Raw genomic sequence first — 23,743 nt, forward strand, 5'->3', positions numbered from 1 at the left:
CAAGCAACTTGACATGGAGCCTCTGCGGGCATGAGTCCCAAACCAGGAAACCCAGCTCATGGGGCTGGCTTTGCCCGACAAGGCTATCATGCCCGCCCCTCCATGTAAAGTTGCGAGCAAATGAATTGTAGAACCAGTATGGCCAAGTATATTTGCGTCATAAGGAAGAGCTTGAAAACATTGCAAGGGAATTTACACAAGATTAAGGACTTGACTCATAAATCTCGCGGAACGCCTATAACATGTGAGAAACGCTTATAAATCAAGTGGAGAGCTCATAACTTGTGCAAAGCGCTCATATGTAGTGCTGAACGCTGATAACTCCCTGGCTCCGCTCATAACTTCGCCAAAACGCTTATAATGCCGGCAGACTCTAGGCATTAACCATTACATTTTATCCAGGGGGCATGTACATATGGTCGAGAATCAAATTACAAATGGACAGATTACCAAACGGTATTGGATCAATTGGTGAACTGGCAGTCGGCAGTCCAATAATTTAAGGCAGCTTTCCGAAGTGGGAAAGCCGCCTTTTTACCTGTTTATTTTCCTGAAGAAGTGTCATAAGCAATCAAGATGACGCCTAATTTCTGCTCCAGCGCCGCTAGTTCTTCCAATTGTTTGGCATCCAATTTCGCCACTTGTGTCTGATTCGATGACATTGTGAAACCTCCTTTTTGCTATATGCAATAGTGTAGCCAAAGAGGAGTTGGCGTAACCGGTTAATCGGAGAAGGCGATTAAAGGTATATAGTAGCTTCAATCCGAGTGATATTGCAGACATAATGCCCAAGGGAACTTCAAATAAAAAGGATCCGAATTAAAAAAAAAAGGAGCCGAGCCCTATGCCTTTAACCCCCACTACGTATATTCAAACAGTCAAAAAACATCTTCTCCAGCACTCGGAAACCTTAACCGAACGGATCCGGGAAGTTGTAAGCTTCTCCTATTCCAAGAAAGTTGACCTGCTGGACTTCCAAGTGTTCCTTCAGCCTTTCGAGCAGTCGATTATGTTATTTACAATGGATCGGAAGGCAAATGAGGTGTTTATGAAGGGAGAGCAACCAGGTGTCTTTGCGGGGAGCCATGAACTGCTAGGTAATGCGGTTTATTATAAAATGGCCACGGAATCGATGGACGCATTTTATGAATTCTACGAGCAGCACGATACGGAGTTGGAGGAAGCTGAACAGCGAGTGGTGACGGAGTGGTTTGTCGATTGTTGGATTAAGGCGGAAGGCAATCGCTTGGCATTGCCGGTCTACTTCGATTTCCATGATTCTACGGCATCCTTTGATATGCATCGGAAGGTGTGGGTGAAAGAGGAAGAGAAGTGGCAGGCATCTTTTTAAACTCCACAATTGAAAGGCCCGTTGTCTTTGCATGAGACAACGGGCTTTTCATTATGAAATAGTCAACAGCTTATGGACCGGTGGCTTTTTCTCTTTCCACGGTTTGGCTTGTTCTAATTGTGCTGCTAGCTGTAGAAGTGTGGTTTCATCCGCAAATCGGCCAGTGAACTGCATGCCGATCGGCAATCCTTCATGGCTCCATCCGATTGGGAGGGAGATGGAGGGTTGTCCCGTTGCATTGAACAGGTTGGTGAATGGTGCATAGGTGAAGATTTGTTCTGTCCATTCGACCGCGTCTATCGACGGATTATTGGAATTAAGCAATCCTAATGGCGTTGGCAACGTAGCAAGGGTCGGTGAGAGTAAAACGTCATAGTCCGTGAAAAACTGTCCAACCTGGCGGGAGACGGCTGCATTGGTGTCAATGGCTTCCAACAGTTCTGAAGCACGCATCTCTCCCCCATGTTTATAACATTGCCAGATGGCCGCTTCAATGTTTTGTTCACTCGGTTTACGATCTAAGGCAGCCGCGACCCCATTGATCATATGATGGATATTGGCAGTCCAGATACGGACCGTGGCTTGGCTGAATGATTCCGCATCGTATTGCGGCGCGGCTTCCACTACCGTGTGGCCCAAATCCTCCAAGAGAGAGACGGTTTCGTGTAAAGCGCGAAGGCATTCATCGTCAACGGGCACTCCTGAAGCCGGTTTTCCCGTCCATGCTATTTTCAATGGTTTCGGTGCTGTTTTCATTGCTTGGGCGTATGGTGTTTTCGGCGGTTCCGCCCATCCATAGCAACCGACATCCGGTCCCGCCACTGCATCCAGCAAGGTGGCCGTGTCACGGACAGTCCTGGATAGGGCAAATTCGATAGCAATGCCGTTTAATGGTTCACTATTGAAAGGGCCGAACGGAATACGCCCTCTTGTCGGTTTCAATCCGACTAATCCGGTACAGGAAGCGGGAATCCGGATGGAACCCCCTCCATCATTGGCGTGGGCAAGAGGGGTGATTCCGGCAGCAACCGCGGATGATAAGCCTCCGCTGGATCCGCCCGGACTGCGGCTTGTGTCCCATGGATTTTTCGCCGGTTCACCATAGAAAGTTGCCTCCGTGGTCGCATTGTAGCCGAATTCCGGCGTAGGCGTGGTCCCCACGGTTACAAGGCCGGCTTTACGGAAACGGACCATTAATTCACTATCCACAGGGAAGGTCATACCTTCCGCTAGGCGACTCCCCATATTGACGGGAACCCCTTTGGCGTGAAGGACAATTTCTTTTATAAGGAAGGGTACTCCTTCGAACGGACCTTTCGGCAATCCTTGTTTGATTTCTTCCATAGCCTGATCTCCGATTAACGAGGCGACTGCATGAAGTGTAGGATTCAAATCTTCGATGAGACTCAGTGATGTTTGAACCAATTCCTCAGGTGTGACTTCCTTGTTTTTTACAAGTTCCGCAAGGCCAATTCCATCGTAGTTCACGTATTCTGACTTTTTCATCTTCTCTCCTCCTTTGTTCCATTGTAATAAAAGAGGAAAACGGATACTATTACCCAAAAGAGTTATATGACCATTTATAATATTCTGAACCGGGAGGAAGATTACTTGTTGCAATTGACGCAGAAAGAGTACAACAAGATCATGGAAGGTTTGGACCGGGTTGCATTTGACCCTGATAGGAGCAGCTTGACAGCTTATCGTCAGAAAGTGGTTGATTGTCTTTTTGAAGTGTTTGGCTATACCAATTTATTTTGGTTACTGGATGAAGAAGGGCGGCTGATTGATCCGATTTTCACTAATATTGAAGATCAATCGATGTATGAGTATTTTGAAACGTTTCACACGTATGATGTATTGGCACCTAGGAATATACCGACTTTAGTACCCACGGCCCCCATCCTGAAAATAAAGGATGTCATGTGTTTAGAGCAATTTAATAAGACAGAGTTCGCGCTCCATTTTTTTAATCGGTTCGGTTATATCGATGAAATGGGAATTTACATTTATGATAAATCGGATTTGGTTGGGGTGATCGGTTTGGTGAGGAAGCAAGGGGAAGCTCTTTTTAGCCAAGAAGATCGAAATCGACTGCATTTTCTTGTGAAGTCAATTGAAGGTGCCTTTCATGCTGCGTCAATCATTGGTCGGGAGAAGAGCAATCCAATTTTGGAGGCAAGATTAACTAAGCGTGAGCAGGAAATTGTGGAATTGGTTCGACAAGGTTTATTGAATAAGGAAATTGGAGAGACGCTAACTATCAGTGTGAATACAGTGAAAAAGCATTTGCAAAATGTCTTTCAAAAGATGGGTGTCGAGAATCGGACTGAATTGGGATATTATTTGTCTCGTATAAATGTGTGAGTAAAGTCCTGATTTGAGAATAGACTTGTAAACTTGACGAATATCTTTCTCGAAGTGACGGATAAGTACATCAAAGTGACGAATATTCCGTGAAGAATGACGGATATCCCACAAAAAGTGACGGATAAAAAAACAGCGGCCATCTAAGTGCCGCTGTCGTTCTAATCTATTCCACTTGACCGATTTTCGCCGAAATCCGGGTACCCTGCAATCGGGCTGCCAGTACGAGGCCAAGCAAGGCGCCGCTTACGCTCGATACGAGGAAGGGCGGGACAAAGAAAAATGCGGTGAAGGTCGTACCCATCAGAATTTTGGCATATGGGACGGCGAGCAATGAGGCGATGATGCCCGTTCCGACCATTTCGCCGACACCGGCGAGCCACGCTTTGCCGAATCGCTTATACATGACACCCGCCAGGAACGCGCCGATCATGCCGCCAGGGAATGCTAATAAGGAACCGGTTCCTGTCAAAATTCGGACCAACCCCGTCAAAAAGGCGATGATGACGGCGGGAACCGGTCCGAGCATGATCGCCGCGATGACGTTGACGGCGTGTTGGATCGGATAGGCCCGTGCGATGCCTGCCGGAAATGAAACGAACGCCGAACCCGCTACGGCAATCGCCACGAACATTGTTATAATGACCATCTTGCGTGTATTCATGATGAAATTCCTTCCCTCTGTATGGTGTCGTCTATCGCTGTTGCGAAATTCCGTGCCGTTTCATATGGATTGTGAGACGACGCAATGGCCGAGATCAAGGACACTCCACTGGCACCAGCCTGGATGACCGGTGCGAAATTATCCAGTGTAATACCGCCGATGCCGACAATCGGCAAGTCGGGGTGAATTAAAGTCGTTTTGCGAATCAATTCCGTCCCCGCGACCGGCTTGGCATCCGCTTTCGAGATCGTTGCATAAACGGGACCCATGCCGACGTAATCGGCTCCGGCGGCAATCGCTTTTTCCACCTCATCCAACGTGTGGGTGGAAACGCCCAAGATTTTATGGGGGCCGAGCTGTTCCCGCACCCGTCCCGCTTCCTCATCGTCTTGTCCGACATGGACGCCGTCCGCATCGATAGCCATCGCCAATTCAACGTCATCATTGACGATGAACGGGACGTTGTATTGCTTACAAAGCTGTTGGCAGGCTAATGCAAATTCCCGCTTTTCTTCCCCAGTCAATGCGCCTTCCCCTTTTTCCCGCAATTGAAAACAGGTGACGCCTCCACGGAGAGCCGCTTCTAATACGTCGAGTGGCTTGGCATCCCCGGTATTATTTGATCCCATAATGAAATACAACTTCAACTGCTCTTTAATCGACAAAAACAACACCCTTTCCTGCACTTTCTCCTAGGCGGCGGTAGGCCCAATGATTGGTCGGTCCATGTCCGGCGCCTAGCTTCAATCCATCGCGGATGGCTGCTTGGATGAAATGTTTCGCATCAATCACAGCTTCCCCAGCTGGCTTTCCGCTTGCCATCCGGGCTGTGATGGCAGCTGAAAATGTGCAGCCGGTTCCGTGGGTGTCTTTCGTATTAATCCGTTCTGAGCGGAGAGTGAACCGCTCGCCGTCCGCGGAGAGGAACAGGTCTTCTGCAAATTCTTCATTGTGGCGATGGCCGCCTTTCATGACGACCGAATGGGCCCCGAGCTCCAACAGTTTCTCCGCAGCTTTCAATACGTCGGCGTCCGTTTCGATGGCGATCCCTGTCAGCACTTCCGCTTCCGGTATGTTCGGCGTGATCACCGTGGCAATCGGGAGGAGCTCTTCCTTCAACGCTAGCACAGCTTCCTGCTGCAAGAGGGAGGCGCCTCCCTTTGCGATCATGACGGGGTCGATGACCAATGCAGGTGGTCCATACATCTGCAATGCCTGTGCGACTGCTGTAATGATGTCAGCCGAAAAGAGCATGCCCGTTTTCACCGCACCGACGGTAAAGTCGTCCAAGACCGCTTTCACCTGAGCAATGACACCACCGACTTCAATCGGATAGACGCCATGCACACCGAGCGTGTTCTGCGCCGTGAGGGCGGTCAGTGCGGATGTGCCGAATACATCCAATTCCTGGAATGTCTTCAGGTCGGCTTGGATGCCGGCACCGCCTCCGCTATCCGAACCTGCAATCGTTAACGCTACTGCTGTCATGATGAGACACCTCCTTGTGGAATGAAATTCTCAATTGTATTTTCTAGTGAAGATAAGCCATTTAGGAAATAAACTGCAAAATCCCCCGGGCCGGTAGCCGTCGCTGCCGCTTGTTCCCCGACTTGTTTATAAAAAGTCAATGCGGTGGCGGCCGCCTCCAACCGCTTTTCATTAGCCACTGCTAAGAAAGCACCTACGACCGAGCTTAATAGGCAACCGACACCAGTTACGCGCGTCATGAGTGGGTGTCCTCCTGTAATGGACAAGACGTCCTGTCCGTCCGTGACAATATCGACCTCCCCGGATACTGCAACGAGGCAATGGTGAGTGGCGGCGACTTGTTTTGCCAATTTCACAACGTCAGCTTCACCCTCTCCGGAATCCACGCCTTTGGATTGCCAATCAGCCCCTGCGATGGCTGCAATTTCTCCGGCATTGCAACGGATGAGCGTGACATCGACTTCTTTCAAAATACGCAGTACGGAATCCTTGCGGAACGCAGTCGCTCCAGCTCCGACCGGGTCCAAGATGACCGGCTTTCCGTGCTCATTGGCACTCTTGCCTGCAAGGATCATCGCCTCGACCGTCACCGCCTTCAACGTACCGATATTAAGGACGGTACAAGAGGAGATTGACGCAATTTCTGCCGCCTCTTCGACCGCGTCCGCCATCACAGGGGAAGCGCCCAAAGCAAGCAAGCCATTCGCCTGGAAGTTGGCCACGACAATATTCGTAATGCAGTGAACGAGAGGCTGCTCCTCCCGTAATTTTTGTAAAAGAGGTTCTGTTGAATTTGACATGAGGATCCACTCCTTTGTTGGAAATAAAAAACGCTTCCTGATCGGATCAGGAAGCGGGCGTGTTGAAAAATGGAATAATCAAAACTACCACTCCACTTCCCTCCGCTGGCTTCAACCAGATCAGGTTCCAAGGGTCCGCATATCCATACGCGTCTCAGTCCTTCTACGGGACTCCCCTAGTGGCGATACATGAAATTTGTTTTCACCCCCACTATAACATAGTTTCAAGCGATGGCAAGGAGGGAATTCATAATAAGATGCCTGACCAGGTTTAGTCTCTTTGAAAACAAGCAAACATGGAGGATAAAGGAGGCTTCGCATCTATGCAGCCACTATTTGAGATTAAGACAGTCTTGCACGAGGCGGACCTGATTTCATTCACATGGAATGACGTCGGCGGACTGTATCGTGTGTATAAAGATGGGACACATCTGTACGAAGGGACGGTGGCCGAATTCAGTGATGGGGATTTCACCCATGCAAAACTCTATACGTACACGATCGAACGGCTGGAAAACGGGGAAGTGGTCGATGTCATCGTCCTTCAAACGTCAGCGTTCGCGGAGGAAAAGAATAAGGAGAATCCACTTCAATCCATCGTCATGACAACCATCGTTGCCAAGACGCAAATCGCATTGTCATGGGAGAAGATAAAAGATATTGAAGAATATCATATTTTACGCAACGGAGTTTATGTAGAAACGGTAAGAAGGAATCGTTATATCGACCGGGATATCTCATTAGATGAACCTTCCACCTACTCCATTCATGCGGAGCGTCCATTGGCACAGTCCGAAGAACAGTTGAATGTCAGTAAATCCATCGTATCTCAAGTGTTTGGTAGCTTGAATCCGTTTGCTACAAAAGAGGAAGCCGAAGTGGAACAGTTTTGGATAACGAAGGAAATTGATCCTCCGAGTCAATTGCTGCTGCCTATCCAAGAGAAGGAACCCCGGAACAAGGTGGATCGTTGGAAGTTTCGGTATACGACTTTCTTGGCAGACAAATGGGTGACCAATCCGAATGTCCTTTCTCCGAATCACTATTTCAAAGGAGATGGGAGAGGTTTCAACCCGGAAGGAAAGGGGTTCCGCACAAGGGTCGACGTCGGACTCGCCTATGACTTGGACCGTTCTCCATTGACCTTTACAAAGCAGGTGGGGGAGTCTGTCGCCTATAACTATTTGAAACGTTATCGGGAACGGGCGGCTGCATCGCCCGACGGCATCACGTTGAAACGGTTGGATCACGGTGAAGAGGAATCCGGTTTTCTACTCCAGCATGCGGGCGGCAATCCGTTGACTACGGCTCCGCAAATCGATTATGAAGTGACAGCGGTCATGCGGCGGGATGGCTTATTCGATATTTGGGGCTATCATGACCAAGCACCTCATCATGAAGTGTATTTAGCGCGTGGTGACGGGAAGTGGGAAGACATCCATCTGGCAGAAAGCAAAGGGTTGGCGTGGATGTCCCGGATTGTCGCCTGGCAATATTGGCGCATTTCGAACTTGCAGTGAAACAGACTTTTTGACAGTCAAAATGGGCATTGTTATATTTATCTTGAATTAAAGATAAATAACGAGGTGAAGGAATGATTCATCTTTTCAAAGAAGGAACGAATCCCGCGAGGCCGATCTTGCTTCTGCTGCACGGCACAGGCGGGACGGAACGGGATTTATTGCCATTAGCTGAATGGGTTGATCCGCAAGCGTCGGTGCTCAGTGTCCGAGGCAATGTGTCGGAGAATGGCATGCCCCGTTTCTTTCGGCGTTTGGCGGAAGGCGTGTTTGACGAGGAGGACTTGATTTTCCGGACAGGGGAGTTGCACCGGTTCCTGGACGAAGCGTCCGAAAAATACGGATTTGACCGATCCAATATAGTGGCGATCGGGTATTCGAATGGGGCCAATATCGCGGCGAGTTTATTGTTTCATTATCAAGATAGTTTGAGTGGTGCGATACTCCATCATCCGATGGTTCCACGTCGTGGGGTGGAGTTGCCGGATTTGGCCGGGGTTCGGGCATTCATTGCCGCAGGGAAAAATGATCCGATGTGTCCTCCGGAGGAAGCGGAAGAATTGGCGGGTTTATTGAATGGGGCGGGCGCAGAAACAGTGATCCATTGGGAAATGAACGGCCATTCGCTAACCCGTTCGGAAGTGGAAGCTGCGGCGGAATGGTATGGAAAGACGATGACTGGTGAATAAAGTGAAGACACCATAGACAAGCTAATTTGGAAATCTGAAAGGAGAAGATGGATATGGTTAAAACAGCAATCGTATATTACAGCTCAACGGGAACGAATTACCAGCTCGCCCAGTGGGCAGCGGAGGCAGCGAAGGAAGCCGGTTCGGAGGTTAAGGTGTTGAAAGCTCCAGAGACGGCACCTCAAGCGGCCATCGATTCAAATGAGGCATGGCGGGCGCATGTGGATGCGACGAAAGACGTGCCGGATGTGACGCCGGCGGACTTGGAATGGGCAGACGCCATCATTTTTAGCGTGCCGACGCGATTCGGCAATATGCCAGGGCAAATGAAGAACTTCCTGGATACGACAGGCGGTAGTTGGGCGCAAGGAAAGCTTGCCAATAAAGCCGTGAGCGCTATGTCGTCCGCGCAAAACCCACATGGCGGCCAAGAAGCGACCATCCTTTCTTTGTACACGACCATGTACCATTGGGGAGCGATCGTCGCGGCGCCGGGATACACGGATGCCGTTACATTCGGTGCAGGCGGCAATCCATACGGCACGAGCGTCACGGTGAGCCAAGACGGCAAAATGATTGAAGACGTGGAAGCTGCTGTCAAGCACCAAGCGAAACGCACAGTAAAAGTGGCAGAAGCCTTGAAACATCTGGAAGCATGAGAAAAACCGGCCTGTGGCCGGTTTTTTTGGCGTAAACCTTTCGGCGCGCTCATAATCTCGGGGAACCGCTCATACTTCCTTCTGCGCGCTTATAACTTTGGAGGACTGCTCATAATTCTTCTGGCGCGCCCATAACTTCGGAGAACTTCCCATATTTCTTCTCACGTGCTCATATCTTCAAGGAATCGCTCATAACTCATCCCCTACGCCCATAATTTCAGAAAACCGCTTATAATGCCCTCGCATCGTCCCGATTCCCCACGGGCATTTCCCCATTTCATTCACTCAAGCCTTTCCGCACTTTCTCCGCTCGTGGCCAGATGAAGTAGGAAATGGAAATCGCGAAATCGACGCCCAAGACGAATAGCCATGTTTTCAGCGTTCCGGAAAGTGCGCTCGTTTTGTAAGGGTTCCCGATGAGGAAAATCATCAGCAATAGAAGGGCAGCGCCAATCAAGAAGGCAGCAAGATGCTGGAAGGATCCTTTCAAGGAGTGGCGGGCATGTTCCCATCCGGTTTTTCGTTTCGGTTTATTGCCCTGTTTCTTTACGTAATAGAGGAAACGTTCGTCGGCCCAGCGAATCATACTTTTTCCGAAAGCAATTGAGACACCAAGATAAATAGCGGCCAGTGCATGGATTTGAGTGGCGGCTGCCCCATTGGATAAGTCCATTGCCGTGATAGCCAACAGAATTAGGTCAATCACAGGTGTTAGAGCCAAAAAGAATAGGCCAATCTTTTTTCGATTAAAAACATATCGTATCAGCAGGCCGAGCAGGATGACGACCCAGAAGCCGATTTCACATGCCACGATCGTCCACGCAATAAGACTCATTTAGCACACCTCTTTTTAATACATCCGTATTGTTTAAAGTTATTATACTGTGGGTTTTTATTTAATACAAGTGTATTATTAATTGCATAGGAATATTAATTTGTTAAAATAGAAGTATGCCGAAAATTGTCGATCACGAGAAAAGACGTGAGCAGATCGCTAAGGCGATGTGGCGGGTCATTTTGGATAAAGGGATGGAAGGGGCAACGGTGCGGAATATTGCGGAAGAGGCGGGGCTCTCGCTCGGAGCGCTTCGTCATTATTTTTCGAACCAGGATGATTTGCTAGTCTATGCGATGACTCTCGTGCAAGAGCGGGCGACTGCGCGGATTGAAACGGTCGTGACAAAGAATTTGCCGCCGAAAGAGATGGTGATTGCGGTTCTGTTGGAAATCGTCCCGGTGACTGCCGAGACACGTGCCGAAATGGAAGTGTGGTTTTCGTTCATGGCGCATATCCAACATCGAAAAGATACATTGGCTATTCCGGAAGATATGATTTTGGAAGGGGTCAGGAAATTATTGGGTCATTTGGCGGCCAGTGGCGTGCTAAAGGAAGGACTCGATTTTGAGTTGGAGATTGAAAGGCTCTATTCCCTCATTGATGGAATTGCCATTCATGCTTTCTTTGAACCGGAGCGCTTGACAAGTGAGCACGTGATTGCCACTATCCGTTACCATATCGATTCCATCTGTCAAAACTGAAAGAGAACTTTTAGTCATTTCGCAGCGTCTTTCTGATAAGAAGGGGGCAGATCGAAGATGAACCAGAAGGGACTTGCAGGTTTGCTGTTCTTTGCTCTAGTGGCTGTCGTCATCTTGGTCCTGATGAAAGAGGGGCCGTGGGAAGTGAATATGAAGCGGCTTCAAACGAAATTGACAACGGAGCATTTGGTGGACAAGCGGATCGATTTAACGACCTTTACCCCGTTCGAATGGGATACCGTCTATTCATTTGACCCGTATGTGTCCAAAGAGGTGGTCTATGATACCATCGGCTACAAATGGATGCGGGTACAGGAGACAGTAAGTGAAGGGATGAACCAAGTCGTCTTTATGAAAGATGGAAAAGTCGTTTGTTATGTATATGGTTACCCTGAAAACAATCGGTTTGGCATCTCATTTGGGAGCAGTGGTAGTTCAGGTGATGCGACTGTCCTCCATGCGGAAGATCATGTGCAGTTTGACGTTATCAAGAAAGAAGGGATTGTTTACTTGATTCAAGCAGAATGAAAGGCTGTCTCGAAAGTCAGGAATGCGACTTTGAGACAGCCTTTTCCTCTTTATGCTTTCGGTATTTCAATGGTGAAAGTAGTCCCTCGCCCTTTCGCGCTGGCGACTTCAATCGTCCCCTCATGGAGCGTGACCAGTTGTTTGACGATGGAAAGCCCGAGACCGAATTCCCCGTAAGGATTCGTAGTCCGGGAAACAATCGCTTTGTAGAAGCGGCTCCAAATTCTTTCAATCTCTTCCGGGTCCATGCCGATTCCGGTATCTTCTATTTCAATCACTGTACTGCCTTCGCTGTCGAACCCCCGTAATTGAATTAACCCATTCTCCGTAAACTGGATACTGTTTTTTGTGATGTTGATCAACACTTGCAGTAGCCTGTCGTAATCGGCCAGGACATGGACTGTGGGATCGACATCGATTTTAATTTGATTGCTCCTAGCCTGCGCCTGCCCTTTCAGCTGTTCTTTCGTAATCTCGAATAATTCAACTAGCTGGAAGCGTTGCTTATCGAGTTTCACTTGATTGGCCCGGATCTTTTCGTAGTCGAGGTTTTCATTCACCAACCGGATAAGTCGCATCGTTTCGTTGCTGGCGAGATGCAAGCCCTTCTCTTTTTCCGATTCGGAGATCATGTCATTGCGAAGTCCTTCGATGATGCCGCGAATCGTCGTAAGTGGGGTCCTCAGCTCATGGGAAACATCCGCCATAAATTGGCGACGCCGGTTTTCAAGATTTTCGATTTCAGCTTGAGAGACCTCCAACTTCTCCACCATACGATTAAAATCCCCCGATAATTCCCCGATTTCGTCAAAGTTTGATGAAGGAACCCGAACAGAATAATCCCCTTGGGCGACGCGAGACGCTCCTTGCCGCAATCGTTCGACACGTTTCACATGGAACGTTGACAAAATCCAACTGACGATAAGGGCAACCGCCAAGGCGATCAACGTCGTATAAATCAAATAATGGTTCATCTGAGAAATGATTTCCCGTGACCCTTTAATTGGGGAGGTGAGGAGAATGCCCCCGACAAATTGATGATTATGGATATAAGGAAGAAGCACAAAGGTGACGCCCACATCGAACCGTTTATAATCCTGATTCACGATGACAGAGTGGCCATTCGTAATGAGTTCCCATTCCTTTTCATTTAATTCCACCAAAGGGGTCTTCAAGCCGGTGGAATAAATAATTGCCGAATCCTCATCAAACAGACTGTATTGGATATCCCGCCCGTTCAGCACATGGCCATAGGATTGGAGAATCCTGTTGGAATTTAATCGATCCCTTTGGATATCCCGTAAGATTTCCTTGCCGTACTGGGTAAGTTCCTCGGTTTTATTGTCATAGACAAATTGCTCGATATAATGGGAAAACAGCAGACTTAATAGTAGGAACGCAATCAAGATGACGCTAATATGGCTGGCGAGCTGCTGGTAAAGAACTCTCACATTCATGTCGCGTCACCGCTCGTTTCGTCAAACCGGTAGCCGACCCCCCAGACGGTATGGAAGAAAGGGCGTTCCTCTGTTGAAATTTTTGTGCGCAGCCGTTTGATATGAACGTCGACGGTGCGATCGTCCCCGTAAAAATCATAGCCCCAGACACGATCGAGAAGCTGCTCCCGGGAAAATACTTGTTTCGGATGTTGGAGGAAAAAATGAAGCAAGTCGAATTCTTTCGGTGTCAGGTTGGGAATTAATCGGCCATCAAGCAAAACTTCCCGGGTGTTGGTGTTCATTTTAAAATGAACGGTCTGAAGAACTCCTTCTTCCTCGGGGGGAGAGGGCGGCTGAGCATAGCGCCGGGTCACAGCTCGAATGCGGGCCATAAGGGCAAGCGGGCTGAACGGTTTTGTCACGTAATCATCCGCGCCCATTTCCAGGCCGAGCACTTGGTCGGACTCGCTATCTTTGGCGGTCAGCATAATAATCGGAATATCGACACGGGCTTGCCGCAATTTCCGGCAAATCGTGACACCGTCCATGCCGGGGAGCATCCAATCAATGATCAAACAATCCCAACGTTTGTCGCATGCTCGACGATAGCCTTCCCGTCCGTCTTTGACGAACTCGCCTTCGATACCCTCTTTGGAAAAGAAGAGCTCGATCATCGAGGATACGCTCTCATTGTCTTCAATTACTAAAATTTTCATAGGCCGCCCCCCTTATCCTTTCTTTCAAGGTAAAACGATTGGGGAAATTAATCAACTGTTGGGAGTCACAAAGCTGAGGAGAAGGGCCCAAGAGTAGATTCCGCTCAAGCAGTTTCGAATTGCTACCAACTTCTGCAGGATTCCTCCCAATTGTTTTAGGATTCCGCCCAACGCTTCGAGAATTGCGACGAAGGTTCCTGATTTCGACAAAGTCGCCGAGAATTCCGCCCAACACCGGTCGGACTCCGCCCGTTGCCTCAGGAATTCCGACTAAGATGTCAAACCTTTTCAAGTCCCGATAAAAAGACGCCATGTGCCCATTTGTCACACATGGCGTCTGGTGGATGTTCACTTAGCCTTCTCTAGCCGAAGTACTCGTCAAAGTCAGTTCAACACTCTGTTTTGCATTGCCGCGATAGATGGTGAACTTCGCTTTGTCGCCGACGGATAGCTTCGAATAAAGGAATTTCCGGAGTTCCACTGAATTCTTGATTTCCGTTCCATTAATCGCCGTGATGACATCTTGTTGTCGCAAACCGGCTTTTCCTGCTGCTGAAGAAGGGTCTACACTGGTTACCAAGACGCCGCCTTCCACTGATTCCGGCAGATTTTGAATATACATGGCCGGCACATCGGCGAGATCGGCAAGGCCAATGCCGATATACGCCCGCTCCACTTGGCCGTGTTCGACCATTTCTTCCAGGAGTGGAATCAGTTCATTGCTTGGAATGGCGAAGCCTAGTCCTTCAACTCCGTTCTCCGCGATTTTCAAGCTGTTGATGCCAACCACTTTGCCGTCCGTGTTCAACAAGGCACCGCCGCTGTTTCCGGGATTGATAGCTGCGTCCGTTTGGATGACGTTCATTTCCCAGACGCCCGCCGAAGTTTTGACATCAATGGACCGGTTGACTGCACTGACAATCCCTTGAGTGACCGTTCCGGAGAAATCAAGTCCGAGCGGATTCCCGATAGCGATGACTTGATCGCCTGCGCGGAGAGAATCCGAGTCCCCGAATTCCAAGACGGCCTTCGCATATTTGGCGTCAATTTTCAAGACGGCCAGATCGCTTAACGCATCTTTCCCAATAATTTCTGCAGTTGTTTTCTCTCCATCGTTCAAGACGACTTCGACATTATCCGCTCCTTCAATGACGTGATTATTTGTGACAATCAATGCCTCATCACCGTCAATTTGATAGATCACACCCGAGCCAGCACCCGCTTCGATACTTTGGCTGTCCTGTGCAAACCGGTTCCCCATCTTTTGATAATTGACGACGCCGACAATCGCTCCCGAAGCCTGCTCCACCATATCGGATAGGGAAGCAGCGCTTTTTACGGAAGTCGGTTGCACTTCGTAATTGCCCGTTGCCGTTTCCGTCGCAGTTGCACCTTGGGTTTTTGCAGTGAGCAAATCGGTATTCGCGACTACTCCCAACGTCAACATCGAGCCGATAACCCCGGCAGTCAGAGTGGATAAGAATTGTTTGCCTTTTGAGTTCTCCATCATGTCCGTCTCCTTTGTATTTCATCTGCTTTTATTGTACGAGTGAGATATGAACAAATTATTACGGGAAATTTAACAAACTATTAAAGTGAAAACTTCAAATTGTAAATCTTAATAGTTGAAAAATTTCGCATAGTCTGACAGAATGATAGGACAAGCTTCAAATGTACGCGAATATGTAAAGTCATAGGCAGGAAGCTTGCAGCATAAGGTGATCTTGCGTGCAAAAAGTTAGCCGCCGGTTACCGAATCGAAAAAAAAGGGAGGAATGGAATTTGGTACAAGCCACAGAAAGTCAAGTTTATGCGTTTCCGAACACAGATGGAGCAAAGGTGAACTTCAAAGAACGGTATGACAATTTTATTGGCGGTAAATGGACAGCCCCTGTAAACGGGGAATACTTTGACAATGTCACGCCGGTGACAGGAAAAGTATTCACCCAAGTTGCCCGGTCGACGAAGGAAGATATCGAACTTGCCCTCGATGCAGCACACGCGGCCAAGGATTCTTGGGCACGGACATCGGTTACGGAACGCGCGAATATTCTTTTGAAAATCGCAGATCGCATAGAACAGAACTTGGAAATGTTGGCTGTTGCTGAAACTTGGGAAAACGGCAAAGCGGTCCGTGAAACATTGAACGCTGATTTGCCGCTTGCCATCGATCACTTCCGTTATTTTGCGTCTGCTATCCGTGCGCAAGAAGGCGGAGTTAGCCAGATTGATAACGATACGGTTGCGTACCACTTCCATGAGCCGATCGGAGTCGTCGGCCAAATCATCCCTTGGAATTTCCCACTTCTCATGGCGGTTTGGAAACTTGCACCCGCCCTTGCTGCAGGGAACTGTGTCGTATTGAAACCAGCGGAGCAAACACCTGCTTCGATCATGGTCTTGATGGAACTAATCGAAGATTTATTGCCTGCAGGTGTAGTCAACGTCGTCAATGGATTCGGATTGGAAGCCGGAAAACCGCTTGCCTCCAATCCGCGTATCGGAAAGATCGCGTTCACGGGAGAAACGACGACAGGGCGCCTCATTATGCAATATGCTTCGCAAAATATCATTCCGGTCACATTGGAGCTTGGCGGCAAATCGCCGAACATTTTCTTCGAAGATGTCATGGCAGAAGATGATGCCTTTTTGGATAAAGCGATTGAAGGCTTTGTCATGTTCGCGCTGAACCAGGGAGAAGTGTGCACATGCCCTTCACGTGCCTTGATTCAGGAGTCGATCTATGATGAATTCATGGAGCGTGCACTAGAACGTGTCAAAGCGATCAAAATTGGAAATCCGCTTGATCCGACGGTGATGATGGGCGCACAAGCTTCCGCTGAGCAGCTAGAGAAAATTCTGTCCTATCTCGATATTGGAAAGCAGGAGGGCGCAGAATGCCTGACCGGCGGGGAGCAAAACCAGCTGGAAGGGGAGTTGGAAGGCGGCTATTACGTGCAACCGACCGTCTTCAAAGGGAACAATAAAATGCGGATCTTCCAAGAAGAAATCTTCGGTCCCGTCGTATCTGTGACGACATTCAAGACGAAAGAAGAGGCGTTGGAAATTGCCAACGATACATTGTATGGCCTTGGTTCAGCCGTCTGGACACGCGATATCAATACAGCGTACCGATTCGGCCGGAAAATCGAGGCGGGGCGCGTCTGGACCAACTGCTATCACGCGTATCCGGCCCATGCAGCATTCGGTGGTTATAAAGCATCCGGAATCGGACGCGAAAATCACTTGCAAATGCTGTCCCATTATCAAAATACGAAAAACATGCTCGTCAGCTACAGCCCGGATAAGTTAGGATTCTTCTAATCGTCATCAATTGAAGGGATGTGGGAGCCTTGCCAGATCGCGTCATTGCGACAGACGCAGCATTGGAGCTCATCGACTTCTTGAAGCGGAAACACGGTCCGCTCCTGTTCCATCAGTCCGGCGGTTGCTGTGACGGCTCCTCGCCGATGTGCTATCCGGAGGGCGACCTGATCATCGGTGATCAGGATGTCTTGTTAGGATATATCGGCGGGGTCCCGTTCTATATGCACAAAAACCAGTTCGACTATTGGAAGCATACCCAGCTCATCATCGACGTCGTGGAAGGTCGGGGCGGCATGTTCTCGCTCGAAGGCGTGGAAGGAAAACGCTTTTTAACAAGATCCCGCGCCTTCACGGCTGAGGAAAACCAACAACTGCAAGCATGATAGGAAAAGGCTGCTCATGGGCAGCCTTTTTGGTGTGAGTGAGGAATACGGGGTAAGTTGTGAGTTATGGGAGCTCGTGGTCGTTGGGATATATGAGCGTTTCTCGAGCCTTATGATCGCTTGCAGGGAAGTATAGGCGGTTCTGGGGAGTTATGATCGCTGTCAGAACATATAAGTGGATCTAATCTCCCGAGGATAGTGTAGGATTTCAAAGAGGTTATGGATAGGAGCAAATAATAGGGCTGCCCTTGATGGACAACCCCGGTCTTTAATTTAAATAAATCGCTTCCTTATTTCAGGAGGCGGGAGCATGCAGGAATCTTTTTTGCCAAACCATTTGTAGCGGTTTTTTGCAATGTAGTCATACGCAACGTCACGCAGCGGACGCGGCACGAGGATAAAGAGAAATAACAGGTGCCAAAGCCCATCCAGTTTTTTTGCAATATGGAGAGCGGCCGAGGATTTGGTATACGCTTTACCTTTCTCAATGAGGACAATGCTATCCACATTTTCCGGAATATAGTATTGCTTTTTCAATTGCTGCCCCGTTTCGCTCTGCAATGATGTAAAAAGAAAATGTGCAGCAGGATCGCGTTTGAGGATGAATTGCACACTGGCGTCACAGAAATTACATTCGCCGTCAAACAGGACGATTCTTTTCACATCCACACCTCCTTCGTGATATGTATCTCTCTTTAGTATAACCGTTACCCTCTTATTGAAACGTTCGGACACCTTGACAAATGACAGAATAATGTGTACAATATAAGAGAATAATAGATTGCTAAGTCTCGGATGTCAACGTATTCTGTCACGGAAATAGTTGAGGAGATGATCTATGATGGAACGTCAGTTTATTGATTCGACAGAGATGGAACTTCGGAAAGACGAAGATTATATCGCTTCTTTAGGCATGGTTGGAGAAGGAGCCCCCGATCATGGCGCATTCAAGCCAAAAAGGGCCGAGCCTGAAGGATTTGATGAAGAAGATTTACCAGCCGCATACCAGTAGAAGCCTCATATGTCTGTGAGGCTTTTTTATGTTGCAGTCGGTTTCTCCCCTACGACTTCTTCGTAGGAAGTAGCGATTGTGATTGCCCGCAATTCCAATTCCTTTGCATATTCAATTGCACCCGCGCCCCCTAGATAAAAATCAATGGTTGGCTGCTTTGCCGCGAAGGCATCCAAGTCTTGAAGCATGTCCGGCTCCTGTTCGAACGGGTGAGTGGTTAAGGCGGACAGCAAAACCTTCTTAGGTTGCAACTTCAACACGAGCGATTCAATTGCATTCGGAGCAGGCGAGGCCCCGATGAGCATTGTTCTCCAACCTCTCAACATCATTTGCAGCAATATGATTTGAACCGGGATTTCATGCCGTTCGTACGGCAGGCAGGCTCCGACCACTAACGGGGCTCCCTCCCGGTATTGATAGTTTCGCCGGATCTGTACAAGGAAATCCCGTACTATGAGACTGGAAACGGATTCCTGGTATTCGGTCCATTCCTTTTTCCCCCAGCGGTCCCCGACCTCTTTCAAAAAAGGGATGACAACAGACGAGAGGAACGTGGATAGTCCGACCTCATGATACGCTTGTTGAAGGAGCAAACCCAACTCCATTTCATCACAATGGGCCCCTCGTTCCAGCAACTGGAATACATACTTATTCAAGCCATCCGGATGGAGTGGATCGGCCGTCTCCATCAAAGGGTTTTCATTCACCTCGACATGTTGTCCCTCCAGAAGCTCCACCGCCTGCTTGATGGAATAGCCTTGTTCCGATAGTGCTTTCACTCTCAATAAAATATTGATATCCTTCTCGCTATAAATTCGATAGCCATTAGCCAATCGATCAGGTTGTATAAGTCCATAGCGCTCTTCCCATTTACGGATGACTTGTTTTGACAGGCCGGTCATATCCGCGACCTGTTGGATATAATACCGCCCAGTTTCGCTTGAGGGTGTCATGGGAATCATCCTTTCGATAGTTATTCGGAATAGGGTAGAACCTAATTTCTTCTCCATTAGTATAGCCAAATCAGCAAAACTGTACAATAATCGTTATCCAACCTTATACAAGAGGTTGACGGACTGGTATACTTTTGTCCATAATACGGATAAACAAATTTGGGAAGGCGTGGTGAAGATGCTGCAAAAACATTGGGTCAAGATTTTTTTCTCCGGCATCATCGCGGGATTGGTCCTCAGCTTTTCATTCAAACTGATCGAGCAATGGAAGGCTGTCAAAGTGTACACCCTTTTGCTGAATGTCGATTATATCCCTTTCCTCAACCGCTTCACCTATCCGGAATCCGTGGAAGTAGGCTTTCATCTGCTTGTCTCTGTTTTTGTGAGCCTGGTCCTGTTCCTTCTTCTTCGTGAGATCAGGACATCTTATCATAAATTAATTGTGTCCATGGTCGTCAGCCTGCTAATCGGAGCCGCCTATTATCCGATGACCGTATTGTCGGAACGTACACCACAACTCACAGACCTTGCCGCTTTGCTCTATTGGTTGGCAGGGCATGCCGTCTTCGGTCTTCTCCTTGGCTGGATGCTCGCCGACCGGAAATCGCCTAGCCGATAATGGGGGAGGGTTTGCCGAAGAGATAGCCTTGGAATAGTTGAAATCCTTTATTCTTGTGCCATTGGAAATCCTCCCACTCCTCCACGCCTTCTGCTAGCGGAATGGCCCCCACTTCTAAAGCCGCATCCAATATTTTGCTTGCCGCCACTTGTTTTTCCCGCTTGTTCGGAATGCCTTGGAAGAACCGATCCATTCGCGCACTTCTTTGATTGGTCTCCACACTCTATCCCCCACCGAGAAAAGATTGACTGAATGTCCAACATATCATCAAAATAATCGCACAGTCCGGCAACCGCCGTTTCTTTCACGGTGAGCACATTCTGCTGGCAGCTGGTGAGCAATCCCGCCTTTTCAAGATAATTGCACAGGGCAGGGATGTGCCGCCGGTTTTCTTCCCCGTCCAACCGGATTTGATAAAACAATTCTGTGGGCATACAAACTTTACAATGTTCCATTCCGATTTCTCCTTTCCATTAACTATCTTCTCTCATTATAAAACTATTTGTTAGTGTTGTATAATCTTTTAGTAATAACATTATACAATCATTTGACGGTTAATTGTAGCCTAGTATATAGTAAAAGGTAGAAGGAATAAAGGAGGCATTCATATGAATATCCTGTTTAAGCGAAAAACGACCGAGTCGTCATCGCCGACCAAGCTCTCGATACGTAAATTTGAATTGCAGGCATATCCGGAACTGCAACGACAATTAAGATTGATAGATTTCACGGAAGAAGATATGGCTTTCATCCATACGTTTCAACCTCGGGTGAAACAAGGGGTCAACGTTATAGCAGACGTCTTTTATGACAAAGTGCTCGCTGTCCCCTTGTTGCAGCAGCTTATTGAGCAGCGCATCGGTATTGAGCGGCTCAAGGGACTGTTGGGAGACTATATAGTCGCCATGTTTGACGGGGAATTGAATGACGAGGCCATTCAGCGGAAGAGGAAGCTCGCCAAAATGCACTTTGCGATTGGGGTTGAACCAAAATGGTATATGGGCACAATACATCAAATACAGGAAGCGGTCATTCGCGTTATTACGGACGGCATGCCTGCTGGTGATCGTAGGGAACGAGTACGATTGGCTGTCTCAAAATTAATCAATTTCGAGATGCAGATTGTTATGGAAGAATACGAGAAGGAAAATGAGGAACTTCGGCACCAGCAATATGAAGTCGTCAAGACGGAACTGAAAGGGAAAATATCCTCGATTAGTGAGGACTTGGCGGATTTAGCCGAGGAAACGAACTCTTCTATTGAACATGTCGACAACCAGGCGACAGTCATTCGCCAACGGATCCATTCCAATGTGGAAAGTGTCGAGCAAATTCAAACCGACGCGACCGAGGGCAATGAAAAGCTTCATCAACTAGAGGTCCAAATGGAGTTTGTCACTGGTAGTACGGAGCAGATGGGCAATATCATCGGTCAATTGAAATCATCATCCGATAAGATCATCGATATCATTGCCATGGTCAAGCAAATTGCAGAGCAGACCAATCTTCTCGCCCTGAATGCGTCGATTGAAGCGGCACGGGCGGGAGATTCGGGTAAAGGGTTTGCCGTGGTGGCACAGGAAGTCCGTAAATTGGCAGAGCAATCCAAGGAATCTGTGGAACAGATCACTAGTCTTGTCCGGACGTCCACGTCACTAACGGATCAGGCGGTCTCGATGATTGGTCAGGTCCAGGAGCGAGTGGCGATCGGAAGGAACGACTCCATTGAGTCACAAGAGAAATTCCACATGATCCTTACTTCCCTGGAAGCGAATAATCGCCAGATCAAGCAGATTGAGACCGAAGTGGCCGACTTGGTCGAAGTCATCAAGGCAATCGGGAACGATACGAAACAAGTCGCCGTGTCGGCAGACAATCTGCACCAGACGGCATTGCGTCTATAAGTAGATGAAGAAGGAGGAAGGGCAATGTTCTTGGCCTGGCGTGAAATAAAAAGAAATAAATTACGGTTCACCTTGATTACCGGTATTTTACTGCTTGTCTCCTATCTGGTTTTCTTCCTTTCCGGCTTGGCGACCGGCCTGCAAAACCTCAACCGGGAATCGGTCGATAAATGGGAAGCCGACGCCATCGTACTGACCGAGGAGTCGGATAAAAGCCTATACCAGTCGCTGATGGGTGTCGAAGCCACGGGAGAAGTGGAAGGGGATAAAATTGCTGTCCTAGCTCAGTTAAGCGCTATTGTCGGAAACGGGGAAAAGAAGCAGAACGTATCTATATTCGGAATTGAGGAAGATGGGTTTCTTGTACCTTCAGTTACGGAGGGGAGTCCTTTCTCGGGAGACAACGAAGTGATTGCAAGTGACGCACTGAAAGAGGACGGCTTTGCCTTGGGCGATGTACTCCACGTATCCTCTTCAGACGAAATATTGACGATTGTCGGTTTTACGGATAAGGCCCGCTTCAATGCAGCACCTGTGCTGTATGCCGATCTATCGACATTCCATCGGGTGAAATACGGGGAGGCGGCCGAGCTCAACAGTGACCGGATTAACGGAATCGTCATCCGGACCGATGGCGACCTTAACGCCATCACTTCGAATGCAGAACTGGAAGTCATCGAAGTGGAAACTTTCATCGAAAACTTGCCGGGTTATACTGAGCAGAATATGACCCTGACATTCATGATCTATTTCTTGTTCGTCATTTCTTCCGTCATCGTAGCGATCTTCTTATACGTACTGACCGTGCAGAAAATCAGCTTGTTCGGCGTCATGAAAGCACAAGGGATCTCCAGTTGGTATTTATCCAAGTCGGTTATTGCCCAGACGTTTATTTTAGCTGCGGTCGGAGTGGGGGCCGGTTTCGGGCTGACCTTGTTGTCGGGGCGGTCTTTACCGAGCGCGGTTCCCGTTTCCTTTGACCTTGCCACAATGGGTCTATATGGAATTGTGTTAATAGGCGTTGCAATTGCAGGCGCAGTCTTCTCGGTTCTCACCATAGTACGGATCGATCCATTGAAAGCGATAGGAGGGTGACCTATGAGTGTCTTACAATTAGTTGGTGTGACGAAAACATTCGGTTCGGGACGGACTAAAGTGGAAGCGCTGAAGAATACTGATTTTCACGCGGAGAGCGGTGAATTGATTGCCATCATCGGTCCGTCCGGCTCGGGCAAGAGCACCTTTCTGACGATTATCGGCGGATTGCTGTCGCCTTCGGAAGGGGACGTCATCATCAATGGGCAAAACTTGTCTGCCTTGAATGAAAAGCAACGATCCCGCATCCGGTTGAAGGAAATCGGGTTCATTCTCCAGGCATCCAATCTCGTTCCATTCCTCAGCGTGGCAGACCAATTACGGTTGTTGAATAAAGTGAAGAAGGGGAACATGGTGCAAGCCGAACTGGAACAGTTATATGAAGATCTGGGCATTGGCGATCTGCGTACCAAGTATCCGTCCGACTTATCCGGCGGGGAACGGCAGCGTGTCGCGATAGCCAAAGCGCTTTTCAGCAATCCTTCCGTCATCTTGGCGGATGAACCGACAGCCTCGCTCGATTCGGACCGGGCGTATGAAGTGATGGAACTGCTGAAAAGCGAGACGAAAAACAAAAATACGACAACGATTGTCGTCACTCATGATATCCGGCTTACCGGATATTGCGATAAGGTGTATAACATGACGGACGGTGTCCTAACCTTGCAGGAAGAACACTAATGGGGGGAT

At 48.6% G+C, this 23,743-nt stretch carries 26 protein-coding genes and 1 riboswitch; of the genes, 14 read left to right on the forward strand and 12 right to left on the reverse strand.

Annotation, left to right across the window (positions count from 1 at the left end; translation table 11 throughout):
* Positions 1-844: 844 nt before the first annotated feature.
* On the forward strand, positions 845-1,351 hold the full coding sequence (locus AB1K83_RS10405; RefSeq protein ID WP_413058133.1) for a hypothetical protein: 507 nt from the start codon (positions 845-847) through the stop codon (positions 1,349-1,351).
* 51 nt (positions 1,352-1,402) lie between these two features.
* Here AB1K83_RS10405 and AB1K83_RS10410 read toward each other — a convergent pair whose 3' ends face one another.
* Positions 1,403-2,857 (reverse strand): amidase, encoded by a 1,455-nt coding sequence (locus AB1K83_RS10410; protein ID WP_413058134.1) that lies wholly within the window; start codon positions 2,855-2,857, stop codon positions 1,403-1,405.
* A gap of 105 nt (positions 2,858-2,962) precedes the next feature.
* Here AB1K83_RS10410 and AB1K83_RS10415 point away from each other — a divergent pair, with 105 nt between their 5' ends.
* Positions 2,963-3,718 (forward strand): response regulator transcription factor, encoded by a 756-nt coding sequence (locus AB1K83_RS10415; protein WP_413058135.1) that lies wholly within the window; start codon positions 2,963-2,965, stop codon positions 3,716-3,718.
* 166 nt (positions 3,719-3,884) lie between these two features.
* Here the strand turns inward: AB1K83_RS10415 and thiW are convergent, their stop codons facing one another.
* From thiW to thiM, 4 genes are read right to left on the reverse strand one after another with little or no spacing between them, the layout of a single operon-like run.
* Complete coding sequence (gene thiW / locus AB1K83_RS10420) at positions 3,885-4,382, reverse strand: energy coupling factor transporter S component ThiW (RefSeq protein ID WP_413058136.1); 498 nt, start codon at positions 4,380-4,382, stop codon at positions 3,885-3,887.
* A complete protein-coding gene (gene thiE / locus AB1K83_RS10425) occupies positions 4,379-5,047 on the reverse strand; it encodes a thiamine phosphate synthase (RefSeq protein WP_413058137.1) in 669 nt (222 codons plus the stop codon). The genes thiW and thiE overlap by 4 nt, the downstream gene beginning before the upstream one ends.
* A complete protein-coding gene (gene thiD / locus AB1K83_RS10430; protein WP_413058138.1) occupies positions 5,037-5,870 on the reverse strand; it encodes a bifunctional hydroxymethylpyrimidine kinase/phosphomethylpyrimidine kinase in 834 nt (277 codons plus the stop codon). The genes thiE and thiD overlap by 11 nt, the downstream gene beginning before the upstream one ends.
* Positions 5,867-6,670, reverse strand: coding sequence for a hydroxyethylthiazole kinase (gene thiM, locus AB1K83_RS10435; RefSeq protein WP_413058139.1), 804 nt, complete (start codon positions 6,668-6,670; stop codon positions 5,867-5,869). Before thiM ends, thiD begins: the two co-directional genes overlap by 4 nt.
* Before the next feature lie 80 nt (positions 6,671-6,750).
* Positions 6,751-6,858, reverse strand: a riboswitch (TPP riboswitch).
* Between the two features lie 135 nt (positions 6,859-6,993).
* On the opposite strand from thiM, the gene AB1K83_RS10440 reads away from it, so the two are divergent.
* The 3 genes from AB1K83_RS10440 (at position 6,994) to wrbA (ending at position 9,538) form a co-directional block, all read left to right on the forward strand.
* The gene (locus AB1K83_RS10440; protein ID WP_413058140.1) at positions 6,994-8,190 is read left to right on the forward strand and encodes a DUF3238 domain-containing protein; all 1,197 of its coding nucleotides are present in this window, start codon (positions 6,994-6,996) and stop codon (positions 8,188-8,190) included.
* Between the two features lie 74 nt (positions 8,191-8,264).
* On the forward strand, positions 8,265-8,879 hold the full coding sequence (locus AB1K83_RS10445; RefSeq protein ID WP_413058141.1) for an alpha/beta hydrolase: 615 nt from the start codon (positions 8,265-8,267) through the stop codon (positions 8,877-8,879).
* A 47-nt stretch (positions 8,880-8,926) separates the two neighbouring features.
* Positions 8,927-9,538: an NAD(P)H:quinone oxidoreductase gene (gene wrbA, locus AB1K83_RS10450; protein ID WP_413058142.1), complete on the forward strand. Its 612-nt coding sequence runs from the start codon at positions 8,927-8,929 to the stop codon at positions 9,536-9,538.
* A gap of 277 nt (positions 9,539-9,815) precedes the next feature.
* Here the strand turns inward: wrbA and AB1K83_RS10455 are convergent, their stop codons facing one another.
* Positions 9,816-10,373, reverse strand: a complete 558-nt coding sequence (locus AB1K83_RS10455; RefSeq protein WP_413058143.1) for a hypothetical protein — start codon at positions 10,371-10,373, stop codon at positions 9,816-9,818.
* Between the two features lie 116 nt (positions 10,374-10,489).
* Here AB1K83_RS10455 and AB1K83_RS10460 point away from each other — a divergent pair, with 116 nt between their 5' ends.
* Positions 10,490-11,077, forward strand: a complete 588-nt coding sequence (locus AB1K83_RS10460) for a TetR/AcrR family transcriptional regulator (protein ID WP_413058144.1) — start codon at positions 10,490-10,492, stop codon at positions 11,075-11,077.
* 57 nt (positions 11,078-11,134) lie between these two features.
* Positions 11,135-11,605, forward strand: a complete 471-nt coding sequence (locus tag AB1K83_RS10465) for a hypothetical protein (RefSeq protein ID WP_413058145.1) — start codon at positions 11,135-11,137, stop codon at positions 11,603-11,605.
* Positions 11,606-11,655: 50 nt separating this feature from the next.
* On the opposite strand, the gene AB1K83_RS10470 is transcribed toward AB1K83_RS10465, so the two are convergent.
* The 3 genes from AB1K83_RS10470 to AB1K83_RS10480 all read right to left on the reverse strand — a co-directional run bounded on the left by AB1K83_RS10470 (position 11,656) and on the right by AB1K83_RS10480 (position 15,267).
* On the reverse strand, positions 11,656-13,062 hold the full coding sequence (locus AB1K83_RS10470; RefSeq protein ID WP_413058146.1) for a sensor histidine kinase: 1,407 nt from the start codon (positions 13,060-13,062) through the stop codon (positions 11,656-11,658).
* On the reverse strand, positions 13,059-13,760 hold the full coding sequence (locus AB1K83_RS10475) for a winged helix-turn-helix domain-containing protein (protein ID WP_413058147.1): 702 nt from the start codon (positions 13,758-13,760) through the stop codon (positions 13,059-13,061). The genes AB1K83_RS10470 and AB1K83_RS10475 overlap by 4 nt, the downstream gene beginning before the upstream one ends.
* Positions 13,761-14,112: 352 nt before the next feature.
* Entirely contained in the window at positions 14,113-15,267 is a 1,155-nt protein-coding gene (locus tag AB1K83_RS10480) for a S1C family serine protease (RefSeq protein WP_413058148.1), read from the reverse strand.
* Positions 15,268-15,542: 275 nt separating this feature from the next.
* On the opposite strand from AB1K83_RS10480, the gene adh reads away from it, so the two are divergent.
* Complete coding sequence (gene adh / locus AB1K83_RS10485; protein WP_413058149.1) at positions 15,543-17,084, forward strand: aldehyde dehydrogenase; 1,542 nt, start codon at positions 15,543-15,545, stop codon at positions 17,082-17,084.
* 29 nt (positions 17,085-17,113) lie between these two features.
* On the forward strand, positions 17,114-17,470 hold the full coding sequence (locus AB1K83_RS10490; protein WP_413058150.1) for a DUF779 domain-containing protein: 357 nt from the start codon (positions 17,114-17,116) through the stop codon (positions 17,468-17,470).
* Positions 17,471-17,743: 273 nt separating this feature from the next.
* On the opposite strand, the gene AB1K83_RS10495 is transcribed toward AB1K83_RS10490, so the two are convergent.
* Positions 17,744-18,133, reverse strand: coding sequence for a thiol-disulfide oxidoreductase DCC family protein (locus AB1K83_RS10495; protein WP_413058151.1), 390 nt, complete (start codon positions 18,131-18,133; stop codon positions 17,744-17,746).
* Positions 18,134-18,308: 175 nt separating this feature from the next.
* On the opposite strand from AB1K83_RS10495, the gene AB1K83_RS10500 reads away from it, so the two are divergent.
* Entirely contained in the window at positions 18,309-18,482 is a 174-nt protein-coding gene (locus tag AB1K83_RS10500) for a hypothetical protein (RefSeq protein ID WP_413058152.1), read from the forward strand.
* Between the two features lie 26 nt (positions 18,483-18,508).
* Here AB1K83_RS10500 and AB1K83_RS10505 read toward each other — a convergent pair whose 3' ends face one another.
* On the reverse strand, positions 18,509-19,435 hold the full coding sequence (locus AB1K83_RS10505; protein ID WP_413058153.1) for a MerR family transcriptional regulator: 927 nt from the start codon (positions 19,433-19,435) through the stop codon (positions 18,509-18,511).
* Between the two features lie 115 nt (positions 19,436-19,550).
* Between AB1K83_RS10505 and AB1K83_RS10510 the strand changes: the two genes are divergently transcribed.
* Positions 19,551-20,054 (forward strand): hypothetical protein, encoded by a 504-nt coding sequence (locus tag AB1K83_RS10510; protein ID WP_413058154.1) that lies wholly within the window; start codon positions 19,551-19,553, stop codon positions 20,052-20,054.
* On the opposite strand, the gene AB1K83_RS10515 is transcribed toward AB1K83_RS10510, so the two are convergent.
* Positions 20,044-20,274, reverse strand: a complete 231-nt coding sequence (locus AB1K83_RS10515; RefSeq protein WP_413058155.1) for an EAL domain-containing protein — start codon at positions 20,272-20,274, stop codon at positions 20,044-20,046. The two genes, AB1K83_RS10510 and AB1K83_RS10515, sit on opposite strands and share 11 nt — an antisense overlap.
* A gap of 388 nt (positions 20,275-20,662) precedes the next feature.
* Here AB1K83_RS10515 and AB1K83_RS10520 point away from each other — a divergent pair, with 388 nt between their 5' ends.
* The 3 genes from AB1K83_RS10520 to AB1K83_RS10530 are packed head-to-tail and all read left to right on the forward strand — an operon-like array spanning position 20,663 to position 23,734.
* Complete coding sequence (locus AB1K83_RS10520) at positions 20,663-21,958, forward strand: protoglobin domain-containing protein (protein WP_413058156.1); 1,296 nt, start codon at positions 20,663-20,665, stop codon at positions 21,956-21,958.
* A gap of 24 nt (positions 21,959-21,982) precedes the next feature.
* A complete protein-coding gene (locus AB1K83_RS10525) occupies positions 21,983-23,053 on the forward strand; it encodes an ABC transporter permease (protein ID WP_413058157.1) in 1,071 nt (356 codons plus the stop codon).
* Positions 23,054-23,056: 3 nt separating this feature from the next.
* Entirely contained in the window at positions 23,057-23,734 is a 678-nt protein-coding gene (locus AB1K83_RS10530; RefSeq protein ID WP_413058158.1) for an ABC transporter ATP-binding protein, read from the forward strand.
* Positions 23,735-23,743 lie beyond the last annotated feature (9 nt).

This window comes from Sporosarcina sp. 179-K 3D1 HS, assembly GCF_047228905.1.
Classification (GTDB): Bacteria; Bacillota; Bacilli; order Bacillales_A; family Planococcaceae; genus Sporosarcina.

Excerpts from the sequence above, each read along its gene's own strand:
- AB1K83_RS10455 (WP_413058143.1), bottom strand. The coding sequence starts at position 10,373 with ATGAGTCTTATTGCGTGGACGATCGTGGCATGTGAAATCGGCTTCTGG.
- AB1K83_RS10465 (WP_413058145.1), top strand. The coding sequence starts at position 11,135 with ATGAACCAGAAGGGACTTGCAGGTTTGCTGTTCTTTGCTCTAGTGGCT.
- AB1K83_RS10480 (WP_413058148.1), bottom strand. The coding sequence starts at position 15,267 with ATGGAGAACTCAAAAGGCAAACAATTCTTATCCACTCTGACTGCCGGG.
- AB1K83_RS10500 (WP_413058152.1), top strand. The coding sequence starts at position 18,309 with ATGATGGAACGTCAGTTTATTGATTCGACAGAGATGGAACTTCGGAAA.
- AB1K83_RS10410 (WP_413058134.1), bottom strand. The coding sequence starts at position 2,857 with ATGAAAAAGTCAGAATACGTGAACTACGATGGAATTGGCCTTGCGGAA.
- AB1K83_RS10475 (WP_413058147.1), bottom strand. The coding sequence starts at position 13,760 with ATGAAAATTTTAGTAATTGAAGACAATGAGAGCGTATCCTCGATGATC.
- wrbA (WP_413058142.1), top strand. The coding sequence starts at position 8,927 with ATGGATATGGTTAAAACAGCAATCGTATATTACAGCTCAACGGGAACG.
- AB1K83_RS10405 (WP_413058133.1), top strand. The coding sequence starts at position 845 with ATGCCTTTAACCCCCACTACGTATATTCAAACAGTCAAAAAACATCTT.
- AB1K83_RS10525 (WP_413058157.1), top strand. The coding sequence starts at position 21,983 with ATGTTCTTGGCCTGGCGTGAAATAAAAAGAAATAAATTACGGTTCACC.
- thiD (WP_413058138.1), bottom strand. The coding sequence starts at position 5,870 with ATGACAGCAGTAGCGTTAACGATTGCAGGTTCGGATAGCGGAGGCGGT.
- AB1K83_RS10445 (WP_413058141.1), top strand. The coding sequence starts at position 8,265 with ATGATTCATCTTTTCAAAGAAGGAACGAATCCCGCGAGGCCGATCTTG.
- AB1K83_RS10505 (WP_413058153.1), bottom strand. The coding sequence starts at position 19,435 with ATGACACCCTCAAGCGAAACTGGGCGGTATTATATCCAACAGGTCGCG.
- AB1K83_RS10460 (WP_413058144.1), top strand. The coding sequence starts at position 10,490 with ATGCCGAAAATTGTCGATCACGAGAAAAGACGTGAGCAGATCGCTAAG.
- thiM (WP_413058139.1), bottom strand. The coding sequence starts at position 6,670 with ATGTCAAATTCAACAGAACCTCTTTTACAAAAATTACGGGAGGAGCAG.
- thiW (WP_413058136.1), bottom strand. The coding sequence starts at position 4,382 with ATGAATACACGCAAGATGGTCATTATAACAATGTTCGTGGCGATTGCC.
- AB1K83_RS10440 (WP_413058140.1), top strand. The coding sequence starts at position 6,994 with ATGCAGCCACTATTTGAGATTAAGACAGTCTTGCACGAGGCGGACCTG.
- AB1K83_RS10530 (WP_413058158.1), top strand. The coding sequence starts at position 23,057 with ATGAGTGTCTTACAATTAGTTGGTGTGACGAAAACATTCGGTTCGGGA.
- AB1K83_RS10520 (WP_413058156.1), top strand. The coding sequence starts at position 20,663 with ATGAATATCCTGTTTAAGCGAAAAACGACCGAGTCGTCATCGCCGACC.
- AB1K83_RS10470 (WP_413058146.1), bottom strand. The coding sequence starts at position 13,062 with ATGAATGTGAGAGTTCTTTACCAGCAGCTCGCCAGCCATATTAGCGTC.